General features: G+C 68.0%; 17 protein-coding genes. 12 read left to right on the forward strand and 5 right to left on the reverse strand.

The genetic code is table 11. The features are described from left to right. The first annotated feature begins 7 nt into the window (after positions 1 to 7). Genes AC1DZY_RS21280 through AC1DZY_RS21295 form a run of 4 tightly spaced genes read left to right on the forward strand, consistent with a single transcriptional unit; the run spans position 8 to position 3723 of the window. Positions 8 to 682: an AroM family protein gene (locus AC1DZY_RS21280; RefSeq protein WP_476822148.1), complete on the forward strand. Its 675-nt coding sequence runs from the start codon at positions 8 to 10 to the stop codon at positions 680 to 682. Then, positions 679 to 1785 (forward strand): DUF917 domain-containing protein, encoded by a 1107-nt coding sequence (locus tag AC1DZY_RS21285; RefSeq protein ID WP_476822149.1) that lies wholly within the window; start codon positions 679 to 681, stop codon positions 1783 to 1785. Before AC1DZY_RS21280 ends, AC1DZY_RS21285 begins: the two co-directional genes overlap by 4 nt. A 4-nt stretch (positions 1786 to 1789) precedes the next feature. Then, positions 1790 to 3385: a hydantoinase/oxoprolinase N-terminal domain-containing protein gene (locus AC1DZY_RS21290; protein ID WP_476822150.1), complete on the forward strand. Its 1596-nt coding sequence runs from the start codon at positions 1790 to 1792 to the stop codon at positions 3383 to 3385. After that, positions 3382 to 3723, forward strand: a complete 342-nt coding sequence (locus AC1DZY_RS21295; protein WP_476822151.1) for a DHCW motif cupin fold protein — start codon at positions 3382 to 3384, stop codon at positions 3721 to 3723. The genes AC1DZY_RS21290 and AC1DZY_RS21295 overlap by 4 nt, the downstream gene beginning before the upstream one ends. Before the next feature lie 183 nt (positions 3724 to 3906). Here AC1DZY_RS21295 and AC1DZY_RS21300 read toward each other — a convergent pair whose 3' ends face one another. Next, a complete protein-coding gene (locus AC1DZY_RS21300) occupies positions 3907 to 10254 on the reverse strand; it encodes a hypothetical protein (protein ID WP_476822152.1) in 6348 nt (2115 codons plus the stop codon). Between the two features lie 214 nt (positions 10255 to 10468). On the opposite strand from AC1DZY_RS21300, the gene AC1DZY_RS21305 reads away from it, so the two are divergent. The 6 genes from AC1DZY_RS21305 to AC1DZY_RS21330 all read left to right on the forward strand — a co-directional run bounded on the left by AC1DZY_RS21305 (position 10469) and on the right by AC1DZY_RS21330 (position 16435). Then, on the forward strand, positions 10469 to 11137 hold the full coding sequence (locus AC1DZY_RS21305) for a FadR/GntR family transcriptional regulator (protein WP_476822153.1): 669 nt from the start codon (positions 10469 to 10471) through the stop codon (positions 11135 to 11137). A 101-nt stretch (positions 11138 to 11238) separates the two neighbouring features. Further along, positions 11239 to 12126 carry a fumarylacetoacetate hydrolase family protein gene (locus tag AC1DZY_RS21310; RefSeq protein ID WP_476822154.1) on the forward strand — a complete coding sequence of 296 codons (888 nt, stop codon included), beginning with the start codon at positions 11239 to 11241 and terminating at the stop codon, positions 12124 to 12126. 41 nt (positions 12127 to 12167) lie between these two features. Further along, a complete protein-coding gene (locus tag AC1DZY_RS21315; protein WP_476822155.1) occupies positions 12168 to 13136 on the forward strand; it encodes a Bug family tripartite tricarboxylate transporter substrate binding protein in 969 nt (322 codons plus the stop codon). Between the two features lie 5 nt (positions 13137 to 13141). Further along, positions 13142 to 13621 (forward strand): (2Fe-2S)-binding protein, encoded by a 480-nt coding sequence (locus AC1DZY_RS21320; RefSeq protein WP_476822156.1) that lies wholly within the window; start codon positions 13142 to 13144, stop codon positions 13619 to 13621. Next, positions 13618 to 15735 carry a molybdopterin cofactor-binding domain-containing protein gene (locus AC1DZY_RS21325; protein ID WP_476822157.1) on the forward strand — a complete coding sequence of 706 codons (2118 nt, stop codon included), beginning with the start codon at positions 13618 to 13620 and terminating at the stop codon, positions 15733 to 15735. The genes AC1DZY_RS21320 and AC1DZY_RS21325 overlap by 4 nt, the downstream gene beginning before the upstream one ends. Positions 15736 to 15739: 4 nt before the next feature. Further along, the gene (locus AC1DZY_RS21330) at positions 15740 to 16435 is read left to right on the forward strand and encodes a molybdate ABC transporter substrate-binding protein (RefSeq protein ID WP_476822158.1); all 696 of its coding nucleotides are present in this window, start codon (positions 15740 to 15742) and stop codon (positions 16433 to 16435) included. 175 nt (positions 16436 to 16610) lie between these two features. Here the strand turns inward: AC1DZY_RS21330 and AC1DZY_RS21335 are convergent, their stop codons facing one another. Further along, positions 16611 to 17351, reverse strand: a complete 741-nt coding sequence (locus AC1DZY_RS21335; protein WP_476822159.1) for a haloacid dehalogenase type II — start codon at positions 17349 to 17351, stop codon at positions 16611 to 16613. Positions 17352 to 17507: 156 nt separating this feature from the next. Here AC1DZY_RS21335 and AC1DZY_RS21340 point away from each other — a divergent pair, with 156 nt between their 5' ends. Continuing rightward, a complete protein-coding gene (locus tag AC1DZY_RS21340; RefSeq protein WP_476822160.1) occupies positions 17508 to 18701 on the forward strand; it encodes a CaiB/BaiF CoA transferase family protein in 1194 nt (397 codons plus the stop codon). Positions 18702 to 18714: 13 nt separating this feature from the next. Next, entirely contained in the window at positions 18715 to 19494 is a 780-nt protein-coding gene (locus AC1DZY_RS21345; protein ID WP_476822161.1) for an enoyl-CoA hydratase/isomerase family protein, read from the forward strand. Positions 19495 to 19669: 175 nt separating this feature from the next. On the opposite strand, the gene AC1DZY_RS21350 is transcribed toward AC1DZY_RS21345, so the two are convergent. Genes AC1DZY_RS21350 through AC1DZY_RS21360 form a run of 3 tightly spaced genes read right to left on the reverse strand, consistent with a single transcriptional unit; the run spans position 19670 to position 22550 of the window. After that, the gene (locus AC1DZY_RS21350; RefSeq protein ID WP_476822162.1) at positions 19670 to 20980 is read right to left on the reverse strand and encodes a M20 family metallopeptidase; all 1311 of its coding nucleotides are present in this window, start codon (positions 20978 to 20980) and stop codon (positions 19670 to 19672) included. 15 nt (positions 20981 to 20995) lie between these two features. Then, on the reverse strand, positions 20996 to 21811 hold the full coding sequence (locus AC1DZY_RS21355; RefSeq protein ID WP_476822163.1) for an aspartate dehydrogenase: 816 nt from the start codon (positions 21809 to 21811) through the stop codon (positions 20996 to 20998). Then, positions 21801 to 22550, reverse strand: coding sequence for an amino acid ABC transporter permease (locus AC1DZY_RS21360; protein ID WP_476822164.1), 750 nt, complete (start codon positions 22548 to 22550; stop codon positions 21801 to 21803). The genes AC1DZY_RS21355 and AC1DZY_RS21360 overlap by 11 nt, the downstream gene beginning before the upstream one ends. Positions 22551 to 22859: the final 309 nt, after the last annotated feature.

Genomic DNA, 22859 nt, shown 5'->3' on the forward strand with positions numbered 1-22859 from the left:
GACAGACATGGCGCAGCAACGCATGGGCGTGGTCGTGATCGGCCAGAGTCCGAGACCCTCGGTCGAAGCCGAGATCGCGGCCGTCCTCTCGCCGGGCATGGAGATCGAGCTGCGCGGCGCGCTCGACGGTATGACGCGCGCCGAGATCGACACGATTCCGCCGATCGACGGCTATGATGCCCTGTTCACGCTCCTGCCGAACGGCGACGCCGTGGTGATCAGCAAGAAGGAGGTCGAGAAACGCGCCGACGCGCAACTCGCCCGCTTCCGAGAGGAGGGGCTCGGCGTCGTGATGCTCGCCTGCACCGGCAAGTTCCCCAATCTCGCGCCGGAGGGGCTGGTCATCATGCCGTCAGTCGTACTGCACAATATGGTCGAAGCCGTGCTGCCAAAGGGGAGGCTCGGCGTGCTCTCGCCGCTGGCCGAACAGACCGCGCTGATCGGCAGGAAATGGGCGCGCGAGGGCGTCGAGGTCGTCGGCGTCACGCTTCAGCCGGGCTCCGACGAGACGGCGGTCGATGCCGCCGCCTCCGCGATGGCGGCCCAAAAACCCGATCTCGTGGTGATGGACTGCATGGGTTACACCGCCGCCAACAAGGCGCGGCTTCGCCAGGGCTATGATGGGCCGGTGATCCTGGCGATCGCGGCGGCCGCCCGCGTGGTCGAGGAGCTGGTCTCGTGAGCGCGCCCGTTCTGAGGGAGATCACCGCCGAGGAGATCGAGGCGCTGGCGGTCGGAGCCTGGATCCTGGGGACAGGCGGCGGCGGCAGTCCCTATCTCGGCCTTCTCAACCTGCGCCGGCTCTACGCCGAGGGCCATCGCGTCAACCTGATGTCGCCGCTCGACCTTGACGACGACGACCATGTCGCGGTCGTCTCCAATATGGGCGCGCCGCTGGTCGGTCAGGAGCGCCTCGCCGACAGCCGCAATATCGCGCGCGCCGTGCGGATGCAGGAGGAGATCAGCGGGTTCACCTTCCGCGCCGTGATGTCGGTCGAGATCGGCGGCGGCAACGGCATGCAGGCGCTGATGGCGGCCACCCATCTCGGCATCCCCGTGGTCGACGCCGACTGCATGGGCCGCGCCTTTCCCGAGGCGCAGATGACCTCGGTCGCGATCGGCGACCTCAAGCCCTACCCCTGCACGCTCTACGATCCGCGTGGCATCGAGGCGGTCGTGATGAAAGTGCCGAGCTGGAAATGGATGGAGCGGGCCAGCCGCAAGATCTGCGTCGAGATGGGCTCCATAGCCTCGACCTGCAAGGCGCCGCGCACCGGCCGGGAGGTCAGGGACTGGGGCATCCATTTCACCACCACGGCCGCGATCCGGATCGGGCGCGTCGTGCAGGAGGCCAACCGCCGCCATGAGGATCCGATTGCCGCGCTGCTCGACAGCGAGGGCGGCAAGAAGCTCTTCACCGGCAAGATCGTCGATGTCGACCGGCGCACCACCGAGGGGTTTTTGCGCGGCAGCGCGACCGTGGACGGCAGCGACGGCGATCGGGGCGACCGGCTCGAACTCTCCTTTCAGAACGAATGGGTCGTCGCCTGGCGCAATGGCGAGGCGGTCGCGATGTCGCCGGACCTGATCTGCGTGCTCGACAGCGTCTCCGGCCATGCCGTCGGCACCGAGACCGTGCGCTACGGCCAGCGCGTCACCATCGTCGCCCTGCCTGCGCCCGCCGTGCTGACGAGCGAGCGCGGCCTGACCTTCGTGGGCCCGCGCGCCTTCGGATACGACCTCGAATTCCGGTCGCTGTTTGCGCCCGCGCCGGCAGGAGCCTGATCCCATGAGACGCATCGGCATCGATGTCGGCGGCACCAATACGGACGCCGTCCTGCTCGACGACGAGACGGTCGTCCATTCCGTCAAGCGGCCGACCACGGCCGACGTCACCTCGGGCATTCTCGATGCGCTGAAGGCGCTGCGGACCAATCCCGCCGCCGCCGTCCCGGTCGATGCCGTCGTGATCGGCACCACGCATTTCATCAACGCCGTCGTCCAGCGCCGGCATCTGATCAAGGTCGCGGCGATCCGCATCGGCATGCCCGCCAGCGCCTCGCTGCCGCCCTTCTGCGACTGGCCGACCGACCTCGCCGGGATCGTCAGCGGCGAGGTCTTCATGCTCGAAGGCGGCCATGATTATGACGGGCGGCCCTTCATGCCGCTCGACCTCGCCGGCTTGCAGAAGGCGGCGCGCAGGATCAGGGACAAGGGCCTGCGCTCCGTCGCCGTCTGCTCCAGCTTTTCCCCGCTCGATCCGAGCTGCGAGGTCACGGCCCGCGAGATCCTGGCCGAAATCTGTCCGGAGGCTGCGGTCACGCTCTCGCATGATCTCGGCCGCATCGGCCTGCTCGAACGCGAGAACGCCGCCTTGCTCAACGCCGGCCTGCATGATCTCGCCGTGACCACGGTCGCAGCCTTCCGCAAGGCGATCGCCGACAGCGGCATCGACGCGCCCCTGTTCCTGACCCAGAACGACGGCACGGTGATGCAGGCCGAGATCGCCATGGCCTTTCCGGTGATGAGCTTCGCCTCGGGCGCGACCAATTCGATGCGCGGCGCGGCCCATCTCTCGGGCCTCGACGACGCCATGGTCGTCGATGTCGGCGGCACCACCAGCGACATCGGCCAGCTCCGCCACGGCTTTCCGCGCGAAGCCAATGCCGTCGTCGAGGTCGGCGGCGTGCGCACGCTCTTCCGTATGCCCGACCTGCTCTCGATCGGGCTTGGCGGCGGCAGCCATGTCGAGGGCGACCCGGTCAGGGTCGGTCCGCTCAGCGTCGGCTACCGCCTGACCACCGACGCACTGGTCTTCGGCGGGGACCGCATCACGGCAACCGACATCGCGGTGGCCGCGGGGCTGGTCGATGTCGGCGATCGCACCCGCGTCGCGCATCTGCCTAGGGCGCTGATCGAGGCCGGCCTCGCCGACGCCAGGCGGCTGCTCGACGAGAATATCGACAAGATGAAGACGGAAGCCGGCGAAGTCCCGCTGCTCGCGGTCGGCGGCGGCGCGTTCCTGGTGCCCGACCGACTGCCCGGCGTCTCGGAGATCGTGCGCGTACCGCATGGCGACTGCGCCAATGCGGTCGGCGCCGCCATCGCGCAGGTCAGCGGCGAGGCGGATCAGGTCTTCCGCGATCTGTCGCGCGAGGATGCCATCGCGGCCGCGCGCGGCATCGCCATGGACCGCGCCGTGCAGGCCGGGGCGCAGCGCGACAGCCTCAAGACCGTCGATGTCGAGGACATGCCGATCGCCTATCTGCCGGGCAATGCGCTGCGCGTGCGGGTCCGCGTCGCCGGGGCCATTGCCGAACCGGATGCGCGTGAGGCAGCCTGCGCGCGTTCCTTCCCAGTTCCGACCGAGAGCCGCCTGCCATGAAAATCTCCGACATCCCCTTCGGCACCGTCGACTGGTCGCAGGTCGAGCCCACGCGTCATGCAGGCGAGGAGGGCGAGGCGACCTGGCGCACGCGCTTCTTCGGGCCTCAGGACAACCAGATCCGCGTCCGCATCGTCGATTACTCGCCGGGCTATGTCGCCGACCACTGGTGCAGCAAGGGCCATGTCATCTTCTGCCTCGAAGGCGAACTGGAGACGACGCTGGAGGATGGCCGCGTCTCAAGATTGACGCCGGGCATGAGCTATCAGGTCGCCGACGGGGCGGAAGCCCATCGCTCGCGCACGACCAGGGGCGCCAAGCTCTTCATCGTGGACTGAGGGGCGGGCTGCTGAAACCCCCTCGTCTTTTTCCTCGGAACCATTGCGTCATCCTGGACAAGCCGCGAAGCGGCGCAGCTCCGGGATCGATCGTAAGGCATTGACGGCGCTCTATGATGGATCCCGGGTCGAGCTTCGCTCGCCCAGGATGACGGCAGTGGTTCCAAGCCAAATCAGCAAGCTTTAGAACCGCGCGCCGACCTTCACCGTTGCGCTGTGGCTGCGGGTCGTCGCGCTGAAGGCGCCGGAATAGGTCAGTTTGATCTCCAGCCCGTCCTTGGGGAAGATCGACAGTCCCGATCCGACCGTGCCGACGACGCGTTCGCGCTGGTGCTTGACGGTGATGTCGTCGGCAAGGATTTCGCTCTCGCGCAACGCCACCTTGGACTGGCCCGAGGTCGTGTTGTAGCGCAGACCTCCCTCGACATAGGGCCGCAGCAGGATGCCGTCGCCAGCGACGATGTCGCGGCCCAGGCGCAGCGACGGATGAATGTCGAACAGCATGCTGTGGGAATATCGCATCGCGATGTCCCAGGCGCCGGCATGGCGCTCGCGGTAGCCGGGATCGTGGATCGAGATCGCGTCGAAATCGATCATCGGCGTGAGGTTGAACATGCCGAATTCGAACAGCCGCGCCAGCCGCAGCCTTGCGGCGCCCGATACGACCCTGCGCTCGGAATCCGCCTCGCGCAGGCCCTGTGGCAGCACGAGCTTGCGGGTATCGTCGGACCAGCCATAGGAGCCGGAGACGCCGAGCGCCGCAAGCCACGGTCCGCTCGTATATTTCAGCGTGCCGCCCGCATGCAGGCGATGGCCGACGCTGCGTGTGTCGATGCTCTGGCTGATGCTGGCGTCGTAGCCGATGCCGAAGCCGATGCGCCAGTTCGCGTCGACTGCGATCTGCCGGCCGATCACAAAGCCTGCATCGCGTGTCGTCTCGCGCTGCTCGAAATTGCGCAGATAGGTGCCGGTGGCCGAGGCCCAGGCGCATTCGCCTTCGCGGATCGCGGCGAAATTGCCCTGCGTGACGCCGCAGCTCAGCATGGCCCCGAGATGGCTGGCCGAGGCCTTGGCGGGCAGGTCCGTGGACCTGGCCTGGCTGTTCAGCTGCAGTGGGCGCAAGGCATTGCCGAGAACGGTCGGGTCGTTGGTGTTGGCGGCCGCCAGCAAGGTGATGTTGATCTCGGCATCGGCGGTGGAGACAGGCTTGCCGGACGCCCATTGGCTCGCCAGCCTGTCGGCCCGCTGCACGGCGCCCGCGAGTTTTGGATCGATCGGCGCGCTGGCGAAGCTCACGGCGACGGTTTGCAGCGCGATGCCGGTCATGCCGGCCGTTGTCGTCCCGATTGCGCCGACGGTATAGGCGGTCACGAGCGAGTTCCTGACGTTGGTCAGGTCGCTCCGGAAGGGCTTCGCCGAGTTCAGCAGGACATAGTTTTGACCCGAACCAGCGGGCAGCGTGCCGAACCTCGTCAGATATGGCCGCAGCGTGCCGGAAAAATCAGTGACGCTGCCGACATCGGCGACCTTGCGCCCGGCCAGGAAGTCGACCGGCGCGAAATGCGTGCCGCCTGCTGACAGGGCATAGCTCGTCATGCCGCTGACGCCGCCGCGCAGCTCGCCGCCGATCGTCAGCGAACTTGCTACTTGGAGCGACGGCTGCGGCCCGACGATCGGCCCGGTGACCGAGCCGCCCGGCAGGATGGTGATCGCGCCGCTGGTCGCAAACCAGATCGCGGCGCGCGTCTCGTCGAGCTGGTTCGAGGCCGCCCCCCGGATCGCCCCGGCGATGTCGAGGCGGGTGTCGCCACGCGTATTCTCGATGTCGACGGCATAGGCGGCGTTGAGGTTGCGGGCGAGGTCGAGCGTCGCGCCCGCCATGACCTGGACATTGACGGTCTCGAGTGCGCTGCGTTTTGCGTCAGGCGTGATCGCCGGGTTGCCGTTGCGGATCTTGAGCGCAGAGGATCCGACACTGAGCGTCGTAATGATCGTGTCCGGGGTCGTGTTCGATCCGCCGGTGGCACGGCCGATCGTGACGCCGATCGCATCTTTGACGTCGCTGTCGCCGAGCACCAGGATGCCGTGAGCGTTGCTGCCGGCCGTGGCGATGGAGCCGGTCTTGGTGATCGTGACCGCACCGGCGGTCAGCGCTGACTCTTGCGTCGGGATGGTCCCCGAGCTGTCCGTATAGCCTTGGTTGGTGGCGACGATCATCGCGCCGAAATTGCCGGAATGGGCGAAGATGCCGTTGGCGTAGTTGCCGGTGGTCGCGATGCGGCCCGAGGAGGTGATTGCGATCGCGCCTGCGGCGGCGTCGGAGTGTTCGAACAGATTGGCAGCGTTCGACCGCGTGATGCCTGGCACCGGTATGTCGCTGTCGAGGATCGCGAGGCCGCCGCCGCCGCCGACCGACTGGGCGAAGATGCCGTGCGCGCCGATGCCGCTCGTCGTGATGTTGAGCCCGGTCGCGCCGCCGCTGTTGGTGGTGGCGAGGTCGGAGATGACGATCGCCCCGCCGGCGCCGCTGCGATGGAGCAGCAACTCGACCGGCGATGATGAGCCTGCCGCGAAGCTGATATCGGCGCCGCCGAGCAGGCCGCCGCCGCCGCCGGCCGATTGCGCGAGCAGCCCGTAGGCATGGTTGCCCGAGGTCGTGATCGAACCCTGCTTCTGGATGGTGACGAGACCGCCATGGCCTTCGATCGAGCCGGATCTGTTTCCGACCGAGAATGAGTGGGGAATATCGACCTTGTCGACGAACGGAATGTCGATCGCGCTTCCAGACAGGGCGACGGCGCCGCCGCCGCCGCCGACCGACTGCGCGACGATGCCGTGGCCCATCGCCCCGTGCGTCACGATCTTCGCCGTGCCGCCGACCGTGACCTTGCCGCCATAGCCACCACTGCCGCCGTCACCGCCGATCGAGACCAGTGTCTGGCTCTTCACTTCGGCCGTGCCCGAGAAATGCCCGGTGCCGCCGCCGCCGCCGACCGACTGGGCGAGGATGCCGTAGGAGTTCAGGCCATACGTCTCGATGGCGCCGTTGCGGGTCACGCTCACATCGCCGCCGCTGCCGCCAATGCCGGACTTGCCGCCGAGGGTGACGGTCAGGCTGGCCTTGCCGAGCGCAGGCACGGAATGCGTCGCGTCGGTCGCCAGGCCGCCATCGCCGCCGCCGCCGCCAAGCGATTGCGCGAAGATGCCGTGGGAATTCGCGCCGCCGGTAACGATGCCGATGCCGGTCGCGGCGCCCGCTGCATCGCTGACAGCGACGCTGCCGCCGTCATTGCCCCAGCCGCCGGAGCCGCCGATGGTGGCCGAGCCGGTATAGGTCGAGACCAGCGAGATCGAATCCGTGTTGGCAGCGCCGCCGCGTCCACCGCCACCGCCGACCGATTGCGCGAAGACGCCATGGGAGTGGCTGCCGAGCGTCACGATCGTCGTCGCGGGGTCGAGCGTTACGGTGACGGTGCCGCCCTTGGCGCCGACCCCGCCATTCCCGCCGACATCGGCGGTGAGCGACACTGCGGTGCCTTGAATGCCGGTTCGCGGCTTGTCTGCGGGCTTGTCGGCTGGCGCGTCCCCGGCCGGCGCTTCGTCCGCGGGTCCCGCCGGCGCGCCGTTTTCGGCCGAGGCCGCCTCGCCGGATGTCGAACCGGCGGGGTCGGTCGATGTTCCGTCCGCCGGCTTCGCAGCTCCTCCGGAGAGCAGCTTTCCGAGCATCGAACCCTTCAGCGAGGCCAGCACGTCCTTGCCGCTGGTCGGGACGATCGTGGTTACGGCGAGCGAATTGGCATGACCGCCGGCGCCGCCGCCGCCGCCGACCGACTGGACGAGGATGCCATCGGACATCGCGCCTTCCGTCCGGATACTCGCGCTGGCATTCGAGGTGTAGGTCGCAAGACCGCCGACGCCGCCATCGCCGCCTTTGCCGCCGATCGAGACGCGGGCGCTCAGCGCCGTGCCGCCGGGGTTCGTGCCTTCGCTGTCGGCGCTCTTGCTGATCGCGGCGCTGACCGAGACCGTCGTCACGCCGCCGCCCGTGCCGCCGCCGCCGCCGATCGACTGCACGACGACGCCATGAGCGAGATCGCCGCCCGTGAAGATCGAGCCGGACTGCGTCACGGCCGCGACGCCGCCGAAGCCTCCGCTACCACCTGTGCCGCCCAGATCGACGCCGAGATTCACGCTCTTGCCGCCGGCATCGCCTTTGCCGGTGGCGATGGAGACGGAATAGTCGTGGACCGAGCCGCCGTTGCCGCCGCCGCCGCCGACCGATTGCGCGATCAGGCCATAGGACTGGTGGCCGAAGGTGACGATCGAACCGGTATGCGTCACGGAGATCGAGCTGCCATGGCCGCCGTTGCCGGCCTGTCCGCCGATATCGACGCTGCCATTGATGGAGTTCTTGCCCAGGCTGGCCTCGACGCTGAGCACCGAGCCGCCATTGCCGCCGCCGCCGCCGATGGATTGAGCGACGATGCCGGCCGCCTGGCTCGACAGCGTCGTGATCGTGCCGGCGTTCGTGACGGTGACATTGCCGCCATCGCCGCCGCCGCCGCCCTTGCCGCCGAGGCCGACGCCGGCCGCCAGCGCCCCCGCGGGGCTGGCTGCGCCCGAAACGCTGATCGTGTTGCCGCCGCTGCCACCACCGCCGCCGATCGACTGCGCCACGATGCCATCCGCGCGGCCGGCATAGGTGGTGATCGTCGCGGCGTTGGTGACCGCGACGACATCGCCATAACCCGCGACACTGCCGCTCCCGCCCATCGAGAATGCGATCGAGCCGGCGGGGCTGTCGCCGCCCCCCGCGAACGCGTAGCTCGCGGCCCGGCCGCCATGGCCGCCGCCGCCGCCGACCGACTGGGCCAGGATGCCATAGCCATGCTCGCCCTTGACCGAGAGCACCGCCGGCGGCTTGTCGGCATCGGCGGTATCGGGAGGCATCTGGACGGTGATCATCGCCGCCGTGCCGGTCGTGATCGCGCTGCCCGCATAGGTCGTGACGCTCACGGCGCCGCCGTTGCCGCCCTCGCCGCCGCGGCCGCCGATGGCAACGGATGCCGAGACGCCGACACCTGCCGATTTCGCGCTGGCGTCGCCGGCCGCGCCGCCGCCGCCGCCGATCGACTGCGCCATGATGCCCGCCGAATCCCGGCCGGTCGTGGCGATCGTGCCCGAAAGCTTGATCGTGACCGCGCCGGCATCGCCGCCGCCGCCGCCCGCGCCGCCGATCGCGACGCTGCCCTCCAGGCCGATCGAACTGGCATCGCCGCCGCGTCCGCCACCCCCGCCGATCGACTGGACATGCACGCCCGGAGACAAGTCCCCGGAGGTGACGATCGACCCTGCCGTCTGGGTGAACGCCGCGCCTGCACCGTTGCCGCCATGCCCGCCGGTCGCGCCGACCGCGACGAAGATGCCCTTTTCAGAACCGGCCGCGCCGCCATTGCCGCCGATGCTCGCGACATAGGCGCCGGGCGAGGCCATGCCCGCGGTCAGGATATTGCCGCTGTTCGTCACGCTGGCGCTGCCGCCGGCATTGCCGTCACCGCCGTCGCCGCTGCCGTGACGGCGCAGGAACCCGCCGCCCGAGCCGTCGCCGCCGCCACCGCCCTGGCTGATCGCGACAGCGCCCGGCGACGCCGAACCGCCCGTCGAGATCGAGCCCTGATTGCCGATGGCGACGGTGCCGCCATTGCCGCCGAGTCCGCCGTCATTGCCTGCGGCGAAGCCGCTGCCTCCGCCTGCATCGCCGCCGATGCCGCCCGATGAGAGCGCCTTGATCCCGGTGCCCAGGAACGAGTCGGTGTTGATGGTGCCGGCGCCGTCGTTCGTGATCGTCACGGCGCCGCCATCGCCGCCTCGTCCGCCTCGGCCGCCATGTCCGAACGAACTCGCATGTCCGCCGCTGCCGCCGGCGCCGCCGTTCGATTGCCCGTAGACTCCCGATGCGTCGCTGAACAACAGAGCCCAGCCTATGACTTTGTCCTGATCGGAGGGCGATGGGTCGGCCCTGACCGTGATCAGTGCGCTGTTGGTGAAGGTGATCGAGCCGCCGGTCCCGCCGGGATCGCCGGCTCCACCTGAGCGGGCCGGGTGATGGTGACCGTCCTCGCCCTTGAGACCAAAGCTGCCGAGGTTTACCGCCGGAGCAAAATTCCCCAGCTTGGCGGATGTCGAGATTGTCCCGAGATTGCGATAGTCGATCGACTTGAAGAAGACCGTCTCTGAGTCGCCGCTGGACGCGCCCAGCGTGATCAGCGAACCGCTCGACACCGTGATGTCGGCGTAGTTGGTGCCTGTCAGCGTGAGGTCGCTTTTCTCCTTGGCGAAATAATAGCGGAAGGTGGCCGGACCGCTGTTGACAGGTTTTTCGGCGCGGTTGGTGAGGTCGATGGTTTCCCTGATCAGATCGTCGGCGGCGGCAGGCGCGAGGCCGAGCACTGTCGAGGCTGCCAGAAGCGCAAGATACGAGACCTGTGCGGCACGGCGGCCGGACAGCCGTCTTGACCTCATACTGCGCATGATTGTTCCGCCTGCCCCTGCGGAAACAATGAAGAAACGTGGTTAATGGGCGCTTAATCCCGGTCTTGTCCGCCCGCCGAGCGGGCCGGCGCGCGACTCGGGATTTGCTGGAGTGGCGGCGCGACGGCGGGATATTGCTTGTCTCGGCGGGAAGAATTGGTACACCAATCGCGGCAACGTTTGCGGCAACCAGGCCAGGACGCGCGAGATCACGATGACGACCCGGCCCGATCTTCGCGTTCGCGACTTCATCGTCGACGGTATCGCGTCTGGCGCCTATCTCGCCAATGGCAGGCTGCCGACGGAGCGCGCCTTGTCGGAGCAGCTCGGCGTGCCCCGCTCGGCGGTCCGCGATGCGCTAGCCGTGCTGGAAAGCAGCGGAACCGTCACCCGCATCATCGGCAGCGGCACGTATGTCCGCGAGCCGGAGACGCCGCACGCGACGTCAGGCCAGGTGCTGCCGGCTGCGAGTCCCGCCGAGATTATGGAGGCGCGTCTGCTGCTGGAGCCACAGCTCGCCCAGCTCGCCGCGATCAATGCCGACCAGTCGGATTTCACCCAATTCGACGAATGCATTCGTCAGGGCGATGCCGCTGATGACTTCGAGGGCTTCGAGCACTGGGATGCGGCGCTGCATCAGGCGATCGCGCGGTCGACCCATAATCGGCTGGTGATCGAGCTCTACGCCATGGTCACGCGCGCCCGCGACCTGACCGAATGGGGCGAACTGAAGCGCCGCAGTCTGACGTCCGAGCGACGCGAGCACTATCGCCGCGAGCATCACGAGATCGTCGCGGCGCTGCAGGCCCGCGACGCCGCCAGAGCCGAGACCGCGCTGCTGGCGCATCTCGAGCGCGTGCGCGGCAACCTGCTCGGGCGCTGATCGCTGCATTGGTTGACCAATAGGGCTATTGGTTGACAAATTTGCTGGCGATGATCTAGGTCTGCTCGACCCAACGTCATCGCAGCGATCGAGCCCGGCCAATGCAACTCGTCACTTTCCGCCAGAATGTCGATGCGACGGGCGTCCAGCGTCTCGGCGTGATCGCAGGCGCGTTTGTTGCCGATCTGTCGCGGGTCGGGGGTGCGCCCTCGACCATGGCCGCCTGCTGTGCGCTCGGAGCCGGAGCCGTTGCGGCGCTGACCGAATGGGCCGGGCAGGCGCCGCTGCTGCCCCTGATCGAGGTGACGTTGCTCGCCCCGTTCCCGCGCCCGGCGCGCAACATCTTCTGCGTCGGCAAGAATTATCACGAGCACGCGGCCGAGTTCGCCAGATCCGGCTTCGATTCGACCGCCAAGGAAATCGTGCCGGAAGCGCCGGTAGTCTTCACCAAGCCGCCCTCGGCGGTGATCGGCCTTGGCGATACGATTCCCGGCCATCTCGATACGACGAACTCGGTAGACTACGAGGGCGAACTTGCCGTCGTCATAGGCACGGGCGGTCGCGGCATCGCCCATGACCGGGCGCTAGACCACGTCTTCGGCTACACCATCGTCAACGACGTCACCTCGCGGCTGCTCCAGCAGAAGCACCGGCAATGGGTGCTCGGCAAAGGCATCGACGGCTTCTGCCCGATGGGCCCCGCCGTGCTGACGGCCGATCAGGTTCCCGATCCGCGCACGCTGAGGCTGCGCACCTGGGTCAATGGCGAACTTCGGCAAGATGCGGTCGTTGCCGACCTGATCTTCGACATCCCGACCTTGATCTCGACGATTTCCGCCTACATCACGCTGGAGCCTGGCGACATCATCGCCACCGGCACGCCGGTCGGCGTCGGCATCGGCTTCACGCCGCCGAAATTCCTGGTCGCGGGCGATGTTGTCCGTATCGAGATCGACGGCATCGGGGTGCTCGAAAACCCGGTCGCCTGAATCAAAACGGCCCGCGAGCGGCCGGTCATGGGAGGATCACGATGCGTCCTGGACGTCTTCTTTGTTTCGCCGCCGTCGCGATGGCGCTCGTTTCAGCGACAGCCTTCGCCCAATCCTATCCGACCAAGCCGGTCCGGGTCGTCGTGCCCTTCGGCGCCGGTGGCCCGGCCGACATTTATGCCCGCTCCGTCGGGCAGCAATTGCAGGACGCGCTCAAGCAGCCCTTCGTCATCGAGAACAAGCCGGGCGCCGGAGCGGTCATCGGCACGGTCGATGCCGTCCGCGCCGCTCCCGACGGCTACACCCTGCTGATGATGTCGAACACGCATACCGCCAACGAGACGCTGGTTCCCGGCAAGGCCTACAACCTGCTGCGCGATCTCGTGCCGGTCGCGCCGATCAACGCGGCCGACCTCGTCATCGTGGTCAATCCGGCAGTCCCGGCCAGGACGCTGCAAGAGTTCATCGCGCTGGCCAAGAGCAAGCCGCACGATCTGAACTATGCGTCCTCCGGCGTCGGCACGCCCTATCATCTCGCCGGCGAAAGCTTCAAGGCGCTGGCGGGCGTCGATATCGTCCATGTGCCCCATCGCGGCAGTGGCGAGGCCCGGACGAGCGTCATCGGCGGCCATGTCCAGATGATGATCGATTCTGTCACGACGATGGCCACGAGCATCGCCGCCGGCCAGGTCCGCGCGCTGGCGACGACGGGCAGCACGCGTTCCGCCCTGCTGCCGGACGTGCCGACCGTCGCCGAAGCCGGGCTCAAGGACTACGAGGCCACGATCTGGCTCGGCTTCATGGCGCCTGCCGGCACGCCGCAGCCGATCGTCGATCTGCTCAACGCCGAAATCCGCAAGGCGCAGGCCCGTCCGGAGGTCCGTGAAGCCTATGCCAAGCAGGGCACGGTCGCGATGGACATGAGCCCGGCGCAGTTCGGCGACTTCATCAAGGCCGACATCGCCAAATGGGCGAAGGTCATCGAAACGGGCAACATCAAGGTCAATTGACGGGGATGGACGCGGCCACGACCCTGCGCGTCAACGGCCGCGTTCTGACGGTGGAGGCGGGGCCCGACGCGATCCTGCTCGACGTGCTGCGTGGCGAACTCCGGCTCATGGCTACGCGTTTTGGCTGCGGCGAGGGGCTCTGCGGGGCCTGCCGCGTCCTCGTCGACGATCAGCCGCTGCCGGCCTGCGACACGCCGCTCTGGTCGGTGATGGGGCGCGACATCGTTACGGTTGAGGCGCTGGGTACGCAAGACGCGCCGCACCCGCTCCAGACGGCGCTGATCGCCGAACAGGCGATGCAATGCGGCTATTGCATCTCCGGCGTGATGATCAGCGCCGCCGCCCTGCTGGCGCGATCACCCGACCCCGACGAGGCGGAGATCCGCGCCGCGCTCGATCCCAATCTTTGCCGCTGCGGCGCGCATAACCGTATCGTCCGCGCCGTCAGCCGTGCCGCCGTCGCGATGCGCAGGGCGGTGTCGTGAGCGCGGCGGAGGTTCTGCCTGCGGGCCTGCGGGTTACCCCGTCGCTCGACCGCTGGCTCGCCATCTCGCCGCAGGGCCATGTGACGCTGACACCGGGCAAGGTCGAGATCGGGCAGGGCATCCTGACCGTGCTGGCGCAGCTCTGCGCCGACGAACTCGACATCGGCATCGAGCGTGTCCGGCTGGTGCCTGCGAACACCGCTGAAAGCCCCAATGAAGGCGTGACTTCGGGCAGCCTCTCGGTCTCCGATAGCGGCTGCTCGGTGCGCCACGCGGCGGCTCAGGTGAAAGCGCTGTTGCTGGCGGAGGCGGCGCGGCAATTCGGCGTGCCGGTCGAGTCTCTCTCCGTGGAAGACGGTGTTATCGCTGGCCCCGGCAATCTGGCGACAAGCTATTGGGAACTGGCCGAACACATATCGCTCGCGCGGCACGCCGACCCCGCCATTCGCGCCAAGTTGCCAACGGAGCGCTCACTGGCTGGGCGTTCGGTTCAGCGCCTCGACATCCCCGGCAAGGTCTTCGCGACGCGCCCCTTCATCCATGATCTCGTCCTCCCGGGCATGCTGCACGGCCGCGTGCTGCGCCCGGCGCAGCCCGGAGCGAAACTCGCCGGCTTCGACGAAGCCGGGGTCGCAGGCATGCCCGGCGTCGTGGCGCTGGTGCGCGACGGCAGCTTTCTCGGCATCGTCTGCGAAACGGAGCCGCAGGCCGATGCCGCGCTCGCGCGCCTCGCGGCATCCGCGCAATGGCGGGATGGGCTGGAACTGCCCGACGAGAACGACCTGACAGGCTGGCTGAAGCAGCGCCCGGCCGAAGCCTCTTTGGTGGATCTGCGTGGCGAGGGCGATGCCGCTCAGTCGGCGAAGACGATTGCCCGCGCCTATGAAAAGCCCTTCCTCGCCCATGCCTCGATCGCGCCATCCTGTGCCATCGCGACCTGGAACGACGGAAAGCTCGACGTCCTCACGCACAGCCAGGGCGTCTTCAACCTGCAGGCCGATCTCGCGCTCGTCTTCGGTCTCCCGGTCGAGGCGATCACCGTTGGCCATGCCGAGAGCGCCGGCTGCTACGGCCATAACGGCGCCGACGATGTCGCGCTCGATGCCGCGCTGCTGGCGCGCGCAATGCACCGTCGTCCGGTCCGGGTGCGCTGGTCGCGCGCCGACGAACTCGGTTGTTCGCCGATGGGTGCGGCCATGGCGATCGAACTCTCGGCCGATCTCTCGGAGGCAGGCGACGTTCTCGGCTGGCGTCACGAAATCTGGGGCAACGGCCATGTCGGTCGGCCCGGCCGCGCTCCGACGCCGGCGCTTCTGGCGGCGTTCGATCTGGAAAAGCCCTTTCCGCGCTACATCGCGCAGGATCCGCCGCTTGCAGGCGGCGGCGGGGCGCAGCGTAATTCGGTGCCGCTCTATGCCTTCCCGCACTGGCGGATCGCGAAGAACCGCGTCCTCGACATGCCCTTGCGGACCTCCTCGATGCGCTCGCTCGGAGCCTTCGGCAACGTCTTCGCGATCGAATCCTTCCTGGACGAGATCGCGGTCGAACTCGGTGTCGATCCGCTCGACTATCGGTTGCGCCATCTCCAGGACGCGCGCGGCCGCGCAGTGCTGGAGCGCGCCGCCGCGATGGCCGATTGGGGCGGTGCTGACCTTCCCGAGGGACGCGGGCGCGGGCTCGCCATGGCGCGCTACAAGAACACCGGCGCATATTGTGCCGTCGTCGCCGAGATCGACGCCATCGCCGAGCCGCGTGCGACGCAGCTCTGGATCGCGGTCGATGTCGGCGAGGCGATCAATCCCGACGGCGTCGTCAACCAGATCGAGGGCGGCGCGATCCAGGCTGTGAGCTGGACGCTGAAGGAAGCTGTATCTTTCAGCCGTTCCGAGATCGCCAGTACGTCCTGGGAGAGATATCCGATCCTGCGCTTCAGCGAGGTCCCGACTGTGGCGGTCGAGATCATGCCGGGCATGGAATTGCCGCCGCTCGGCGCGGGCGAGGCGGCGCATGGCCCGACCGCCGCCGCGCTGGCGAATGCGGTCTTTGCCGCGCTCGGCGTCAGGGTCCGGCGATTGCCGATCACGCGCGAGCGCATCATTGCGGCCATGGAGTAACCCGGTGTCGACACTCAGCATTCTCAGCGGCGGCGCGGCGCAAGGCCTCGTTTCGGCGCTTGAGGCCGATTTCGGCGCAAAATCAGGGTTCGCGATCGAGGGTGTCTTCGGCGCGGTCGGCGCGATGCGCGCGAAACTCGCAAATGGGCATCCAACCGATGTCGTGATCCTGACCGCCGCGATCGTCGCAGCGCTCGCCAGCGAGGGCGCGGTGCTGGCCGACAGCATCACCGACATCGGCGGCGTCGCCACCGCGATCGCCGTCCGCAGCGACACCATCGCCCCGCGCGTCCTCGACGAGACCTCGCTGCGCGAGGCGTTTCTGGCGTCCGACGCGATCTATGTGCCCGATCTCGAACAGTCGACCGCCGGCATCCATATCGCGGGCGTGCTCGCCAAGCTCGGCATCGGCAAGGCGACGCGCGCGCGCATGCGGATGTTTCCCAACGGCGCGACCGCCATGGCGGCGCTCGCGGCGGCTCCGGAAAAGCGGCCGATCGGCTGCACCCAGGTCACCGAGATCCTGGCGACGCCCGGCATCATGCTGGTGATGGCGCTGCCGCCCGGCTTCGACCTGACGACAATCTATACGGCCGCGATCGTCGCGGGCTCGCAGCAGCGCGCAGCCGCGCAGATGCTGCTCGACCTGATGACCAGCGGGCGCAACGAGACGCTGCGCAGGCACTGCGGCTTCGTCTGAAGCCGTTCTGGAGCCTGCTGATTTTAAACGTAACCACACCGTCATTCCGGGCAAGCGGAGCGCAGACCCGGAATCCATCGTAAGGCACGACAGCGCTCTAGGATGGATTCCGGATCGGCGCCGCTACGCGGCTTGTTCGGAATGACGGCGTGGGCTCGGCAAAAGGCAGCCAGCGTTAGAAAGTGGCAGCCAGCGCCGGCAGCTCGGCGAGCGAGGCGATCGTCCAGTCGGCGTCGTGGCCGAGCTGTTCTGGCTGCATCCTCAAGGCCTTGAACATCGTCTTCGGTTCGATCGCGCCCTGAGCCGTCAGCTCTCCGCGCAGCGCGGCTGGCGAAACGCGTTCGATCCGCGCCACTCTGAAGCCGAAACGCTTTGCCCCCGCCACGTCGAACCCATTCGACGAAACGAAGACGACCTCGTCGCGGGCGACGCCGAGACGCTCCTCGACCAGTTCGTAGCTGCGCGGATCGGGCTTGAACACCTTCTTCGCATCTACGCTGAGCACCGCTTCCAGCCGGCCGTCGAAGCCGCTGTTGCGCACCAGCGCCTCCAGCATCCCCGGGCTGCCGTTCGACAGGATCGCGAGGCGATAACCTCCAAGCGCATCAAGGCAGGCGGCCGAGTCCGGATAGGGCTGGAGATTGTTATAGGCTTCGGCCAGTTGGGCGATCAGGGCCGGTGAGGCCTCCAGACCCAACGTCTTCAGGGCGTAGGACAGTGAATCCCGCGTCACCGTCCAGAAATCATCATAGGCCCCCATCAGCGAGCGTAGCCAGGTGTATTCGAGCTGCTTCATCCGCCAGGTCTGCGTGATGTAGTCGCCATGGCCGGGAAAGGCGGCGTCGGTGACGCCGGCGACCGACTGCACGTCGTAGAGCGTGCCATAAGCGTCGAAGACGAAGGCTTTGATGGTCATGGGCAGGCTGCTCCGCAGGATAGGGCGGCGACCTTAGCCAATGCGCGTCGCGATGCCGATATCGCCTTCGCGCACAACGCCGCGAGCAGACCGGGCGTTGACCTTCCCGGGAGCGGACCCGATAGTCCCCGCCCTTTGCCGTTCGCGCTTGAGTCCATGCCTCGTCCGACACCGTCCTCCGCGCTCGACCGCCTGCGCGTGCTCGATCTCTCCCGCGTCCGGGCCGGGCCGACCTGCGCCCGCATCTTCGCCGATTTCGGCGCGGACGTGATCAAGATCGAGAGCCCGCCGGGCTTCGATCCCAACGAGAACATGAGCGGGCCGCGCCACGGCTACGACATGCAGAACCTGCACAGGAACAAGCGCTCGCTGACGCTCAACCTGAAGACGGCGGACGGCAAGGCGATCCTTCACAAGCTGATCGCGGGCGCCGACCTGATGATCGAGAACTTCCGGCCTGACGTGAAGGACCGGCTCGGGCTCGATTTCGAGACGCTGCACGCGCTCAATCCCCGCCTGATCCTCGTTTCGATCTCCGGCTTTGGCCAAAGCGGCCCCTATCGCACGCGGGCCGGTTTCGACCAGATCGCGCAGGGGATGGGCGGGATGATGTCGGTGACAGGCCTTGCCGGGCAGGGGCCGGTGCGCGCCGGCATCGCGGTGGCCGACTCCGCCGCCGGGCTTTACGGGGCCATCGGCGCGCTGGTGGCGCTGCAGGAGCGCGCGGTCTCCGGCAAGGGCCAATGGGTCCAGACCTCGCTGCTCGAAGCCCAGATCGCGATGATGGACTTCCAGGCGGCGCGTTTTCTCGTCGAGGGCTCCGTGCCGCCCCAAGCCGGCAACGACCACCCTTATTCGACGCCGATGGGCGTCTACGCCACCAGGGACGGCCATATCAACATCGGTGTCGGTGCGGAAGGGCACTGGCGTTCCTTCTGCGACGCGGTCGGCCGGCCGGACTGGGCCGCGAACCCGCTCTACGACGACATGGCCAAGCGCTTCGCCAGACGTCCCGAACTGCGTGTCCTGATCGAGGACATCCTGACCCGTCAGGACAGCGCCCACTGGCTTGAGGCCTTCGAGGCTGCAGGCGTTCCCGCTGGGCCGATCTATGCCGTCGACGCGATGTTCGACGATCCGCAGGTCCGCCATCTCGGCATCGCCACGCCGGTGACGCATCCCTCGCTCGGCGACATCCGCGTCGTCGGCGAGCCCGTGCTGCTGTCGCGGACGCCGGCCTCCGTCGCGACGCCGACGCCTGATGCCGGCGACCATAATGACGAAATCCTGGCCGAACTCGGCTACGACCCCGCCGCGATCGCGGCGCTGAGGGCTGGCGGCGTGATCTGAAGGAGCCTTTGGCATGGATGACGAGATTCTCTACGCCGTCGAGAACGGCATCGGCACGGTGACGCTCAACCGACCGCAGGCCCGCAACGCCCTGACCTTCGCGATGTATGACCGGCTCGCCGAGATCTGTGGCGATCTCGCAGGCCACGGCGACCCGAAGGTGCTGGTGATGACTGGCGCCGGCGAGAAGGCCTTCGCGGCGGGCACCGACATCTCGCAGTTCCGCGCCTTCGCCAGGCCGCAGGATGCGCTTGACTATGAGGAGCGCATCGACAGGGTCATCACGGCGATCGAGACCTGCCCCATCCCCACCATCGCAGCGATTTCCGGCGCGGTGACGGGCGGCGGCGCCAGCATCGCCTGCGCCTGCGACATGCGCATCGCGACCGCCAATGCCCGCTTCGGCTTTCCCGTGGCGCGCACGCTCGGCAACTGCCTGTCGATGAGCAATTATGCCCGGCTGGCGACCCTGCTCGGCCCGGCCCGCGTCAAGGATATCGTCTTCACCGCGCGGCTGGTGGAGGCCGAGGAAGGCCAGCGCGTCGGGCTCTACAACGAGATCGTCGCCGACCACGCCGCGCTGATGGCTCGCGCACGGGAACTGGCGACGACGATCTCGGGCCACGCGCCGCTCACCATGCGCGCAACCAAGGAAGCGCTGCTGCGGCTCGCCAAGGCGCGTCCGGCGGTCAGCGGCGACGACCTCGTGGTGCAATGCTACATGAGCGCCGATTTCCGCGAGGGCATGGACGCCTTTCTGGGCAAGCGCGCCCCGAACTGGCAGGGAAAGTAGTGATTTGCCCGGCTTGCACGGAGACACTGCGTCATTCCGGACAAGCCGCGAAGCGGCGCCGATCCGGAATCCATCGTAAGGCACAGTGCCCTACGATGGATTCCGGGTCTCCGCTTCGCTGCGCCCGGAATGACGGAAGGTTTTGCGGTCTGGTTGGTACAGACTTGTCCGGGAACTAGCCGCTCTCCGCGCCGGACCACGTCACCATGATGCGCGCCACGACCGCGATCGCGCGGAGATAATCCTCGACATCGACCCATTCGTCGACCCCGCCATTCTGCGAGAGATCACCGCAGAGCGGCCCGAGCCCGATCGTCGGGATGCCCTTCTGGACGATCGGGTTGCGGATGTCGCTGCCGGTGTGCATCGGATTGACGACGGGCGGGCTGCCGGTCACCGCCGCGATGGCCTCCGCTGCGGTCGCGAAAAGCGGATGGTCGGGCGGAGTCTGCGCGCCGGTGACGCCGGAATCCCAGATGATCTGCGGCGGATGCGAACTGAGCCACGGATCGGCGGCGCAGGCTTGCGCCACTGTCTCGGCGATTTCCCTGGTCACGTCCGACAGCCGCTCGGGCGGCGCGAAGGACAGGGCGAAACCCATCTCGCAACGCTCCGGCACGCGGGCGAGGCGGTGGCGTTCGCCGGCAGCGAGGAAAGACGGCATCAGATTGGTCGAGCGCCCGACGGCAGCCTGCAGGGTCGCGTTGCGCGTCCTGACCGCACGCGCCATGTCCATCTCCCGCAAGGCGGCGGCGACCAGCATCATCTTGTCGACCGGGTTCTCGGCCAGATGCGCGAAGGCGGTCTGCAGCGGCTCGGTCGTTGGCGGCTGGCGACCTTCGATCACGATCCGAAACTCGACTTGCCCTGAGCAGAACGCCTTGATCTCGCCCATTCCGGCGCCGGATTCGGCGGGGTGCAGATAGATCGCGGCGTCGGCTGCAAGCCCGCCATGCAGCAGGGCCGAGACGCCGCGCGCATGGCGCTTGCTTGGCGTGCTGGCGATGACGATGTCGCCGCGAGGCCTGAGCCCGCTCGTCGCCACGATGCGCAGCGCCTCGACCATGATCGCGACACCCGCGAGATCGTCGGCGACGCCCCAGCCATGGATGCGCCCCCGGTCGATCTCGCCGGCAAAAGCGTCGTGCCGCCAGCGCTCGATCTCCGCCACCGGCTCGCCATCGGGATGGGCGAACAGCATCAGGCTGCGGCCGCCGCCACTGCCCGCGAGCCGCGCCACCACCGAAGCCCGCTCGCCAGCGTCGATCGCGTCCGGGCCGGCGAACTCCTCGACCATCGGCACGTCACCGGGGCGATAGGCTGTGGTTTCGACCGTGCAGCCGGCTTCGCGTGCTGCCTGCGCGACCAGCGACTGCACGGCCTCTTCGCCGTCGCGCGTGGCGCGGATCAGGCTTTGCAGAAAGGCGACGGCGGCTTCGCGGCCTGCCATTGCAGCGGTGTGGATCAGATCGTCGGTTGTTGTCATGGGCTTTGTCCGGATTCAGATCATGATGCGGGCCCGCCGCCGGCGCAGCAGCCGCATCAGGCTGAAAGTTGTGTAGTCGACCGGGTCTTCGCCGAGTCCGGCATCGCGGCCGGATACGACGAGATGCACGCGGCCAGGCCCCGCCTGCGCGATGACCTCGAAGCGCGCCTGTGTCAGCGAGGGGTCGGCGATCAGCTCGGCTTGCGTCGCGTCGAGACCAAGCCCGGCCAGAGCGACGCCGACCGCGACGTTGATATGGCGCGGGAACAGCGCCACGGTCTCGCGTACGGTTGCCATGAGGAAGGTCGCCGGATCGGCGAGGCCGTCCAGCGCGATCATCTCTTCGGCGGCCGTGTCGCGCCAGCGCAGCGGCGGATAGGCGGCGCGGAAGGTCACCGCCGACAAGCCGTCCTCGCGCGCGGCGGCGAGCATGTCGATCGACGCCATCGCGCCTGCTGGAATTTCGAGCCGGCCCGGCCCGCGCCGCGCGGCCTCCAGCATCCGCGCCTCGACATTCCGGTCGGCGAAGGCCGCAAGTGAGAGCGGCAGCAGGTCGCTGCCGGCTGCGAGAATGGCCGCGCCATTGTCGGCCAAGGCCTGCGCGCCGGCGCATTCGACCGTCACGTCGGGCCGCTGCGCCAGGAAATCGTCGAGCCGATCGAAGACACGTTCGCGTCCGACCAGCGCTTCTGCCTCCGCGCGCCTCCCCGGGCTGACCAGCACGCCGGCCAGCTCCGGCGCATCCTGCGTCTCCGGAAGCCGCCTTGCCAGTCTTTGCCCGATCCGGCCGAAGCCGATGATGCCAAAGCGGACCTTGCCGTCAGCGGTCATCGCGCGCCAACGCCTTGGCATCCGGCAGCAACTTCGCATCCGGCAGCACCTTGGCGTCGGGCGCGCGCATGGCATAGGCCTTGGCGTAATGCGCCTCGATCCGGCGCTGGATCACATCCCAGACCGTCGTCATCGCGAGATAGATGATGGCGATGCAGACGAAGACCTCGAGCACCTCGAACCGCTGCTGCATCAGGACCTGTCCCCGCCGCAACAGTTCCTCCATCGAGATCACCGAGGCGATCGAGGTGGTCTTGAGCAGGCCGTTCACCGAATTGCCGAGCGCCGGCACGATGACGCGCATGGCCTGGGGCATGGTGACGAGGACGAAGGCCTTCCAGCGGTTGAGCCCCAGCGCCATCGCCGCATCGCGCTGTCCGCGCGAGACCGACTCGATGCCGGCGCGCAGGATCTCGGAGAGATAGGCCGCCTCGTTCAGCACGAGGCCGAGCAGCGCCGATTCCAGCACGTTCAGCCTGAGCAGGCCGAGCTGCGGCAGGCCGGTATAGATGATGATGAGCTGGACCAGCAGCGGCGTGCCGCGAAACAGCCAGACATGGAACCAGGCGATGCCGCCGAGCACGCGGTTGCCCGACATCTTGAACAGCACGAGGATGAAGGCGACGATCATGCCGAGCACCAGCGTCGCCAGCGTCAGCCCCAGCGTCGTCGCCGCGCCCCCGAGCAGATAGGGGTTGGTGAAGTAGCTCCAGAAGCCCGGCCAGCTCCAGACCTGCATGGAAACATGCCTCTCTCAGTGCGCGAGGCACGACATTTGATAACGCATCGGCATCGAGCAGAACGCTTGGCGCGTCGTGGTCGGGCTTGACCCGACCATCTCGGAAACCAGCTAGCTGGTCAGAGAGATTCTCGGGTCAAGCCCGAGAATGACGTTGGAAACGGGCCGTCTCAAGCCGGGCCGGGGCCTTTGATGGAGAACTCCTTCTCCTCCATCTTGAGCACGCCGAACTTGTCGAACAGCTCGTCATAGTAGCCCGATTTGCGCAGACCGTTCAGGCTGCCGACCACGGCTTCGGCGACGCTCTTG

This window comes from Allobosea sp. P2_A10, assembly GCF_056405115.1.

Excerpts from the sequence above, each read along its gene's own strand:
- AC1DZY_RS21305 (WP_476822153.1), top strand. The coding sequence starts at position 10,469 with ATGACGACCCGGCCCGATCTTCGCGTTCGCGACTTCATCGTCGACGGT.
- AC1DZY_RS21280 (WP_476822148.1), top strand. The coding sequence starts at position 8 with ATGGCGCAGCAACGCATGGGCGTGGTCGTGATCGGCCAGAGTCCGAGA.
- AC1DZY_RS21335 (WP_476822159.1), bottom strand. The coding sequence starts at position 17,351 with ATGACCATCAAAGCCTTCGTCTTCGACGCTTATGGCACGCTCTACGAC.
- AC1DZY_RS21340 (WP_476822160.1), top strand. The coding sequence starts at position 17,508 with ATGCCTCGTCCGACACCGTCCTCCGCGCTCGACCGCCTGCGCGTGCTC.
- AC1DZY_RS21320 (WP_476822156.1), top strand. The coding sequence starts at position 13,142 with ATGGACGCGGCCACGACCCTGCGCGTCAACGGCCGCGTTCTGACGGTG.
- AC1DZY_RS21350 (WP_476822162.1), bottom strand. The coding sequence starts at position 20,980 with ATGACAACAACCGACGATCTGATCCACACCGCTGCAATGGCAGGCCGC.
- AC1DZY_RS21290 (WP_476822150.1), top strand. The coding sequence starts at position 1,790 with ATGAGACGCATCGGCATCGATGTCGGCGGCACCAATACGGACGCCGTC.
- AC1DZY_RS21300 (WP_476822152.1), bottom strand. The coding sequence starts at position 10,254 with ATGCGCAGTATGAGGTCAAGACGGCTGTCCGGCCGCCGTGCCGCACAG.
- AC1DZY_RS21310 (WP_476822154.1), top strand. The coding sequence starts at position 11,239 with ATGCAACTCGTCACTTTCCGCCAGAATGTCGATGCGACGGGCGTCCAG.
- AC1DZY_RS21360 (WP_476822164.1), bottom strand. The coding sequence starts at position 22,550 with ATGCAGGTCTGGAGCTGGCCGGGCTTCTGGAGCTACTTCACCAACCCC.
- AC1DZY_RS21315 (WP_476822155.1), top strand. The coding sequence starts at position 12,168 with ATGCGTCCTGGACGTCTTCTTTGTTTCGCCGCCGTCGCGATGGCGCTC.
- AC1DZY_RS21345 (WP_476822161.1), top strand. The coding sequence starts at position 18,715 with ATGGATGACGAGATTCTCTACGCCGTCGAGAACGGCATCGGCACGGTG.
- AC1DZY_RS21295 (WP_476822151.1), top strand. The coding sequence starts at position 3,382 with ATGAAAATCTCCGACATCCCCTTCGGCACCGTCGACTGGTCGCAGGTC.
- AC1DZY_RS21355 (WP_476822163.1), bottom strand. The coding sequence starts at position 21,811 with ATGACCGCTGACGGCAAGGTCCGCTTTGGCATCATCGGCTTCGGCCGG.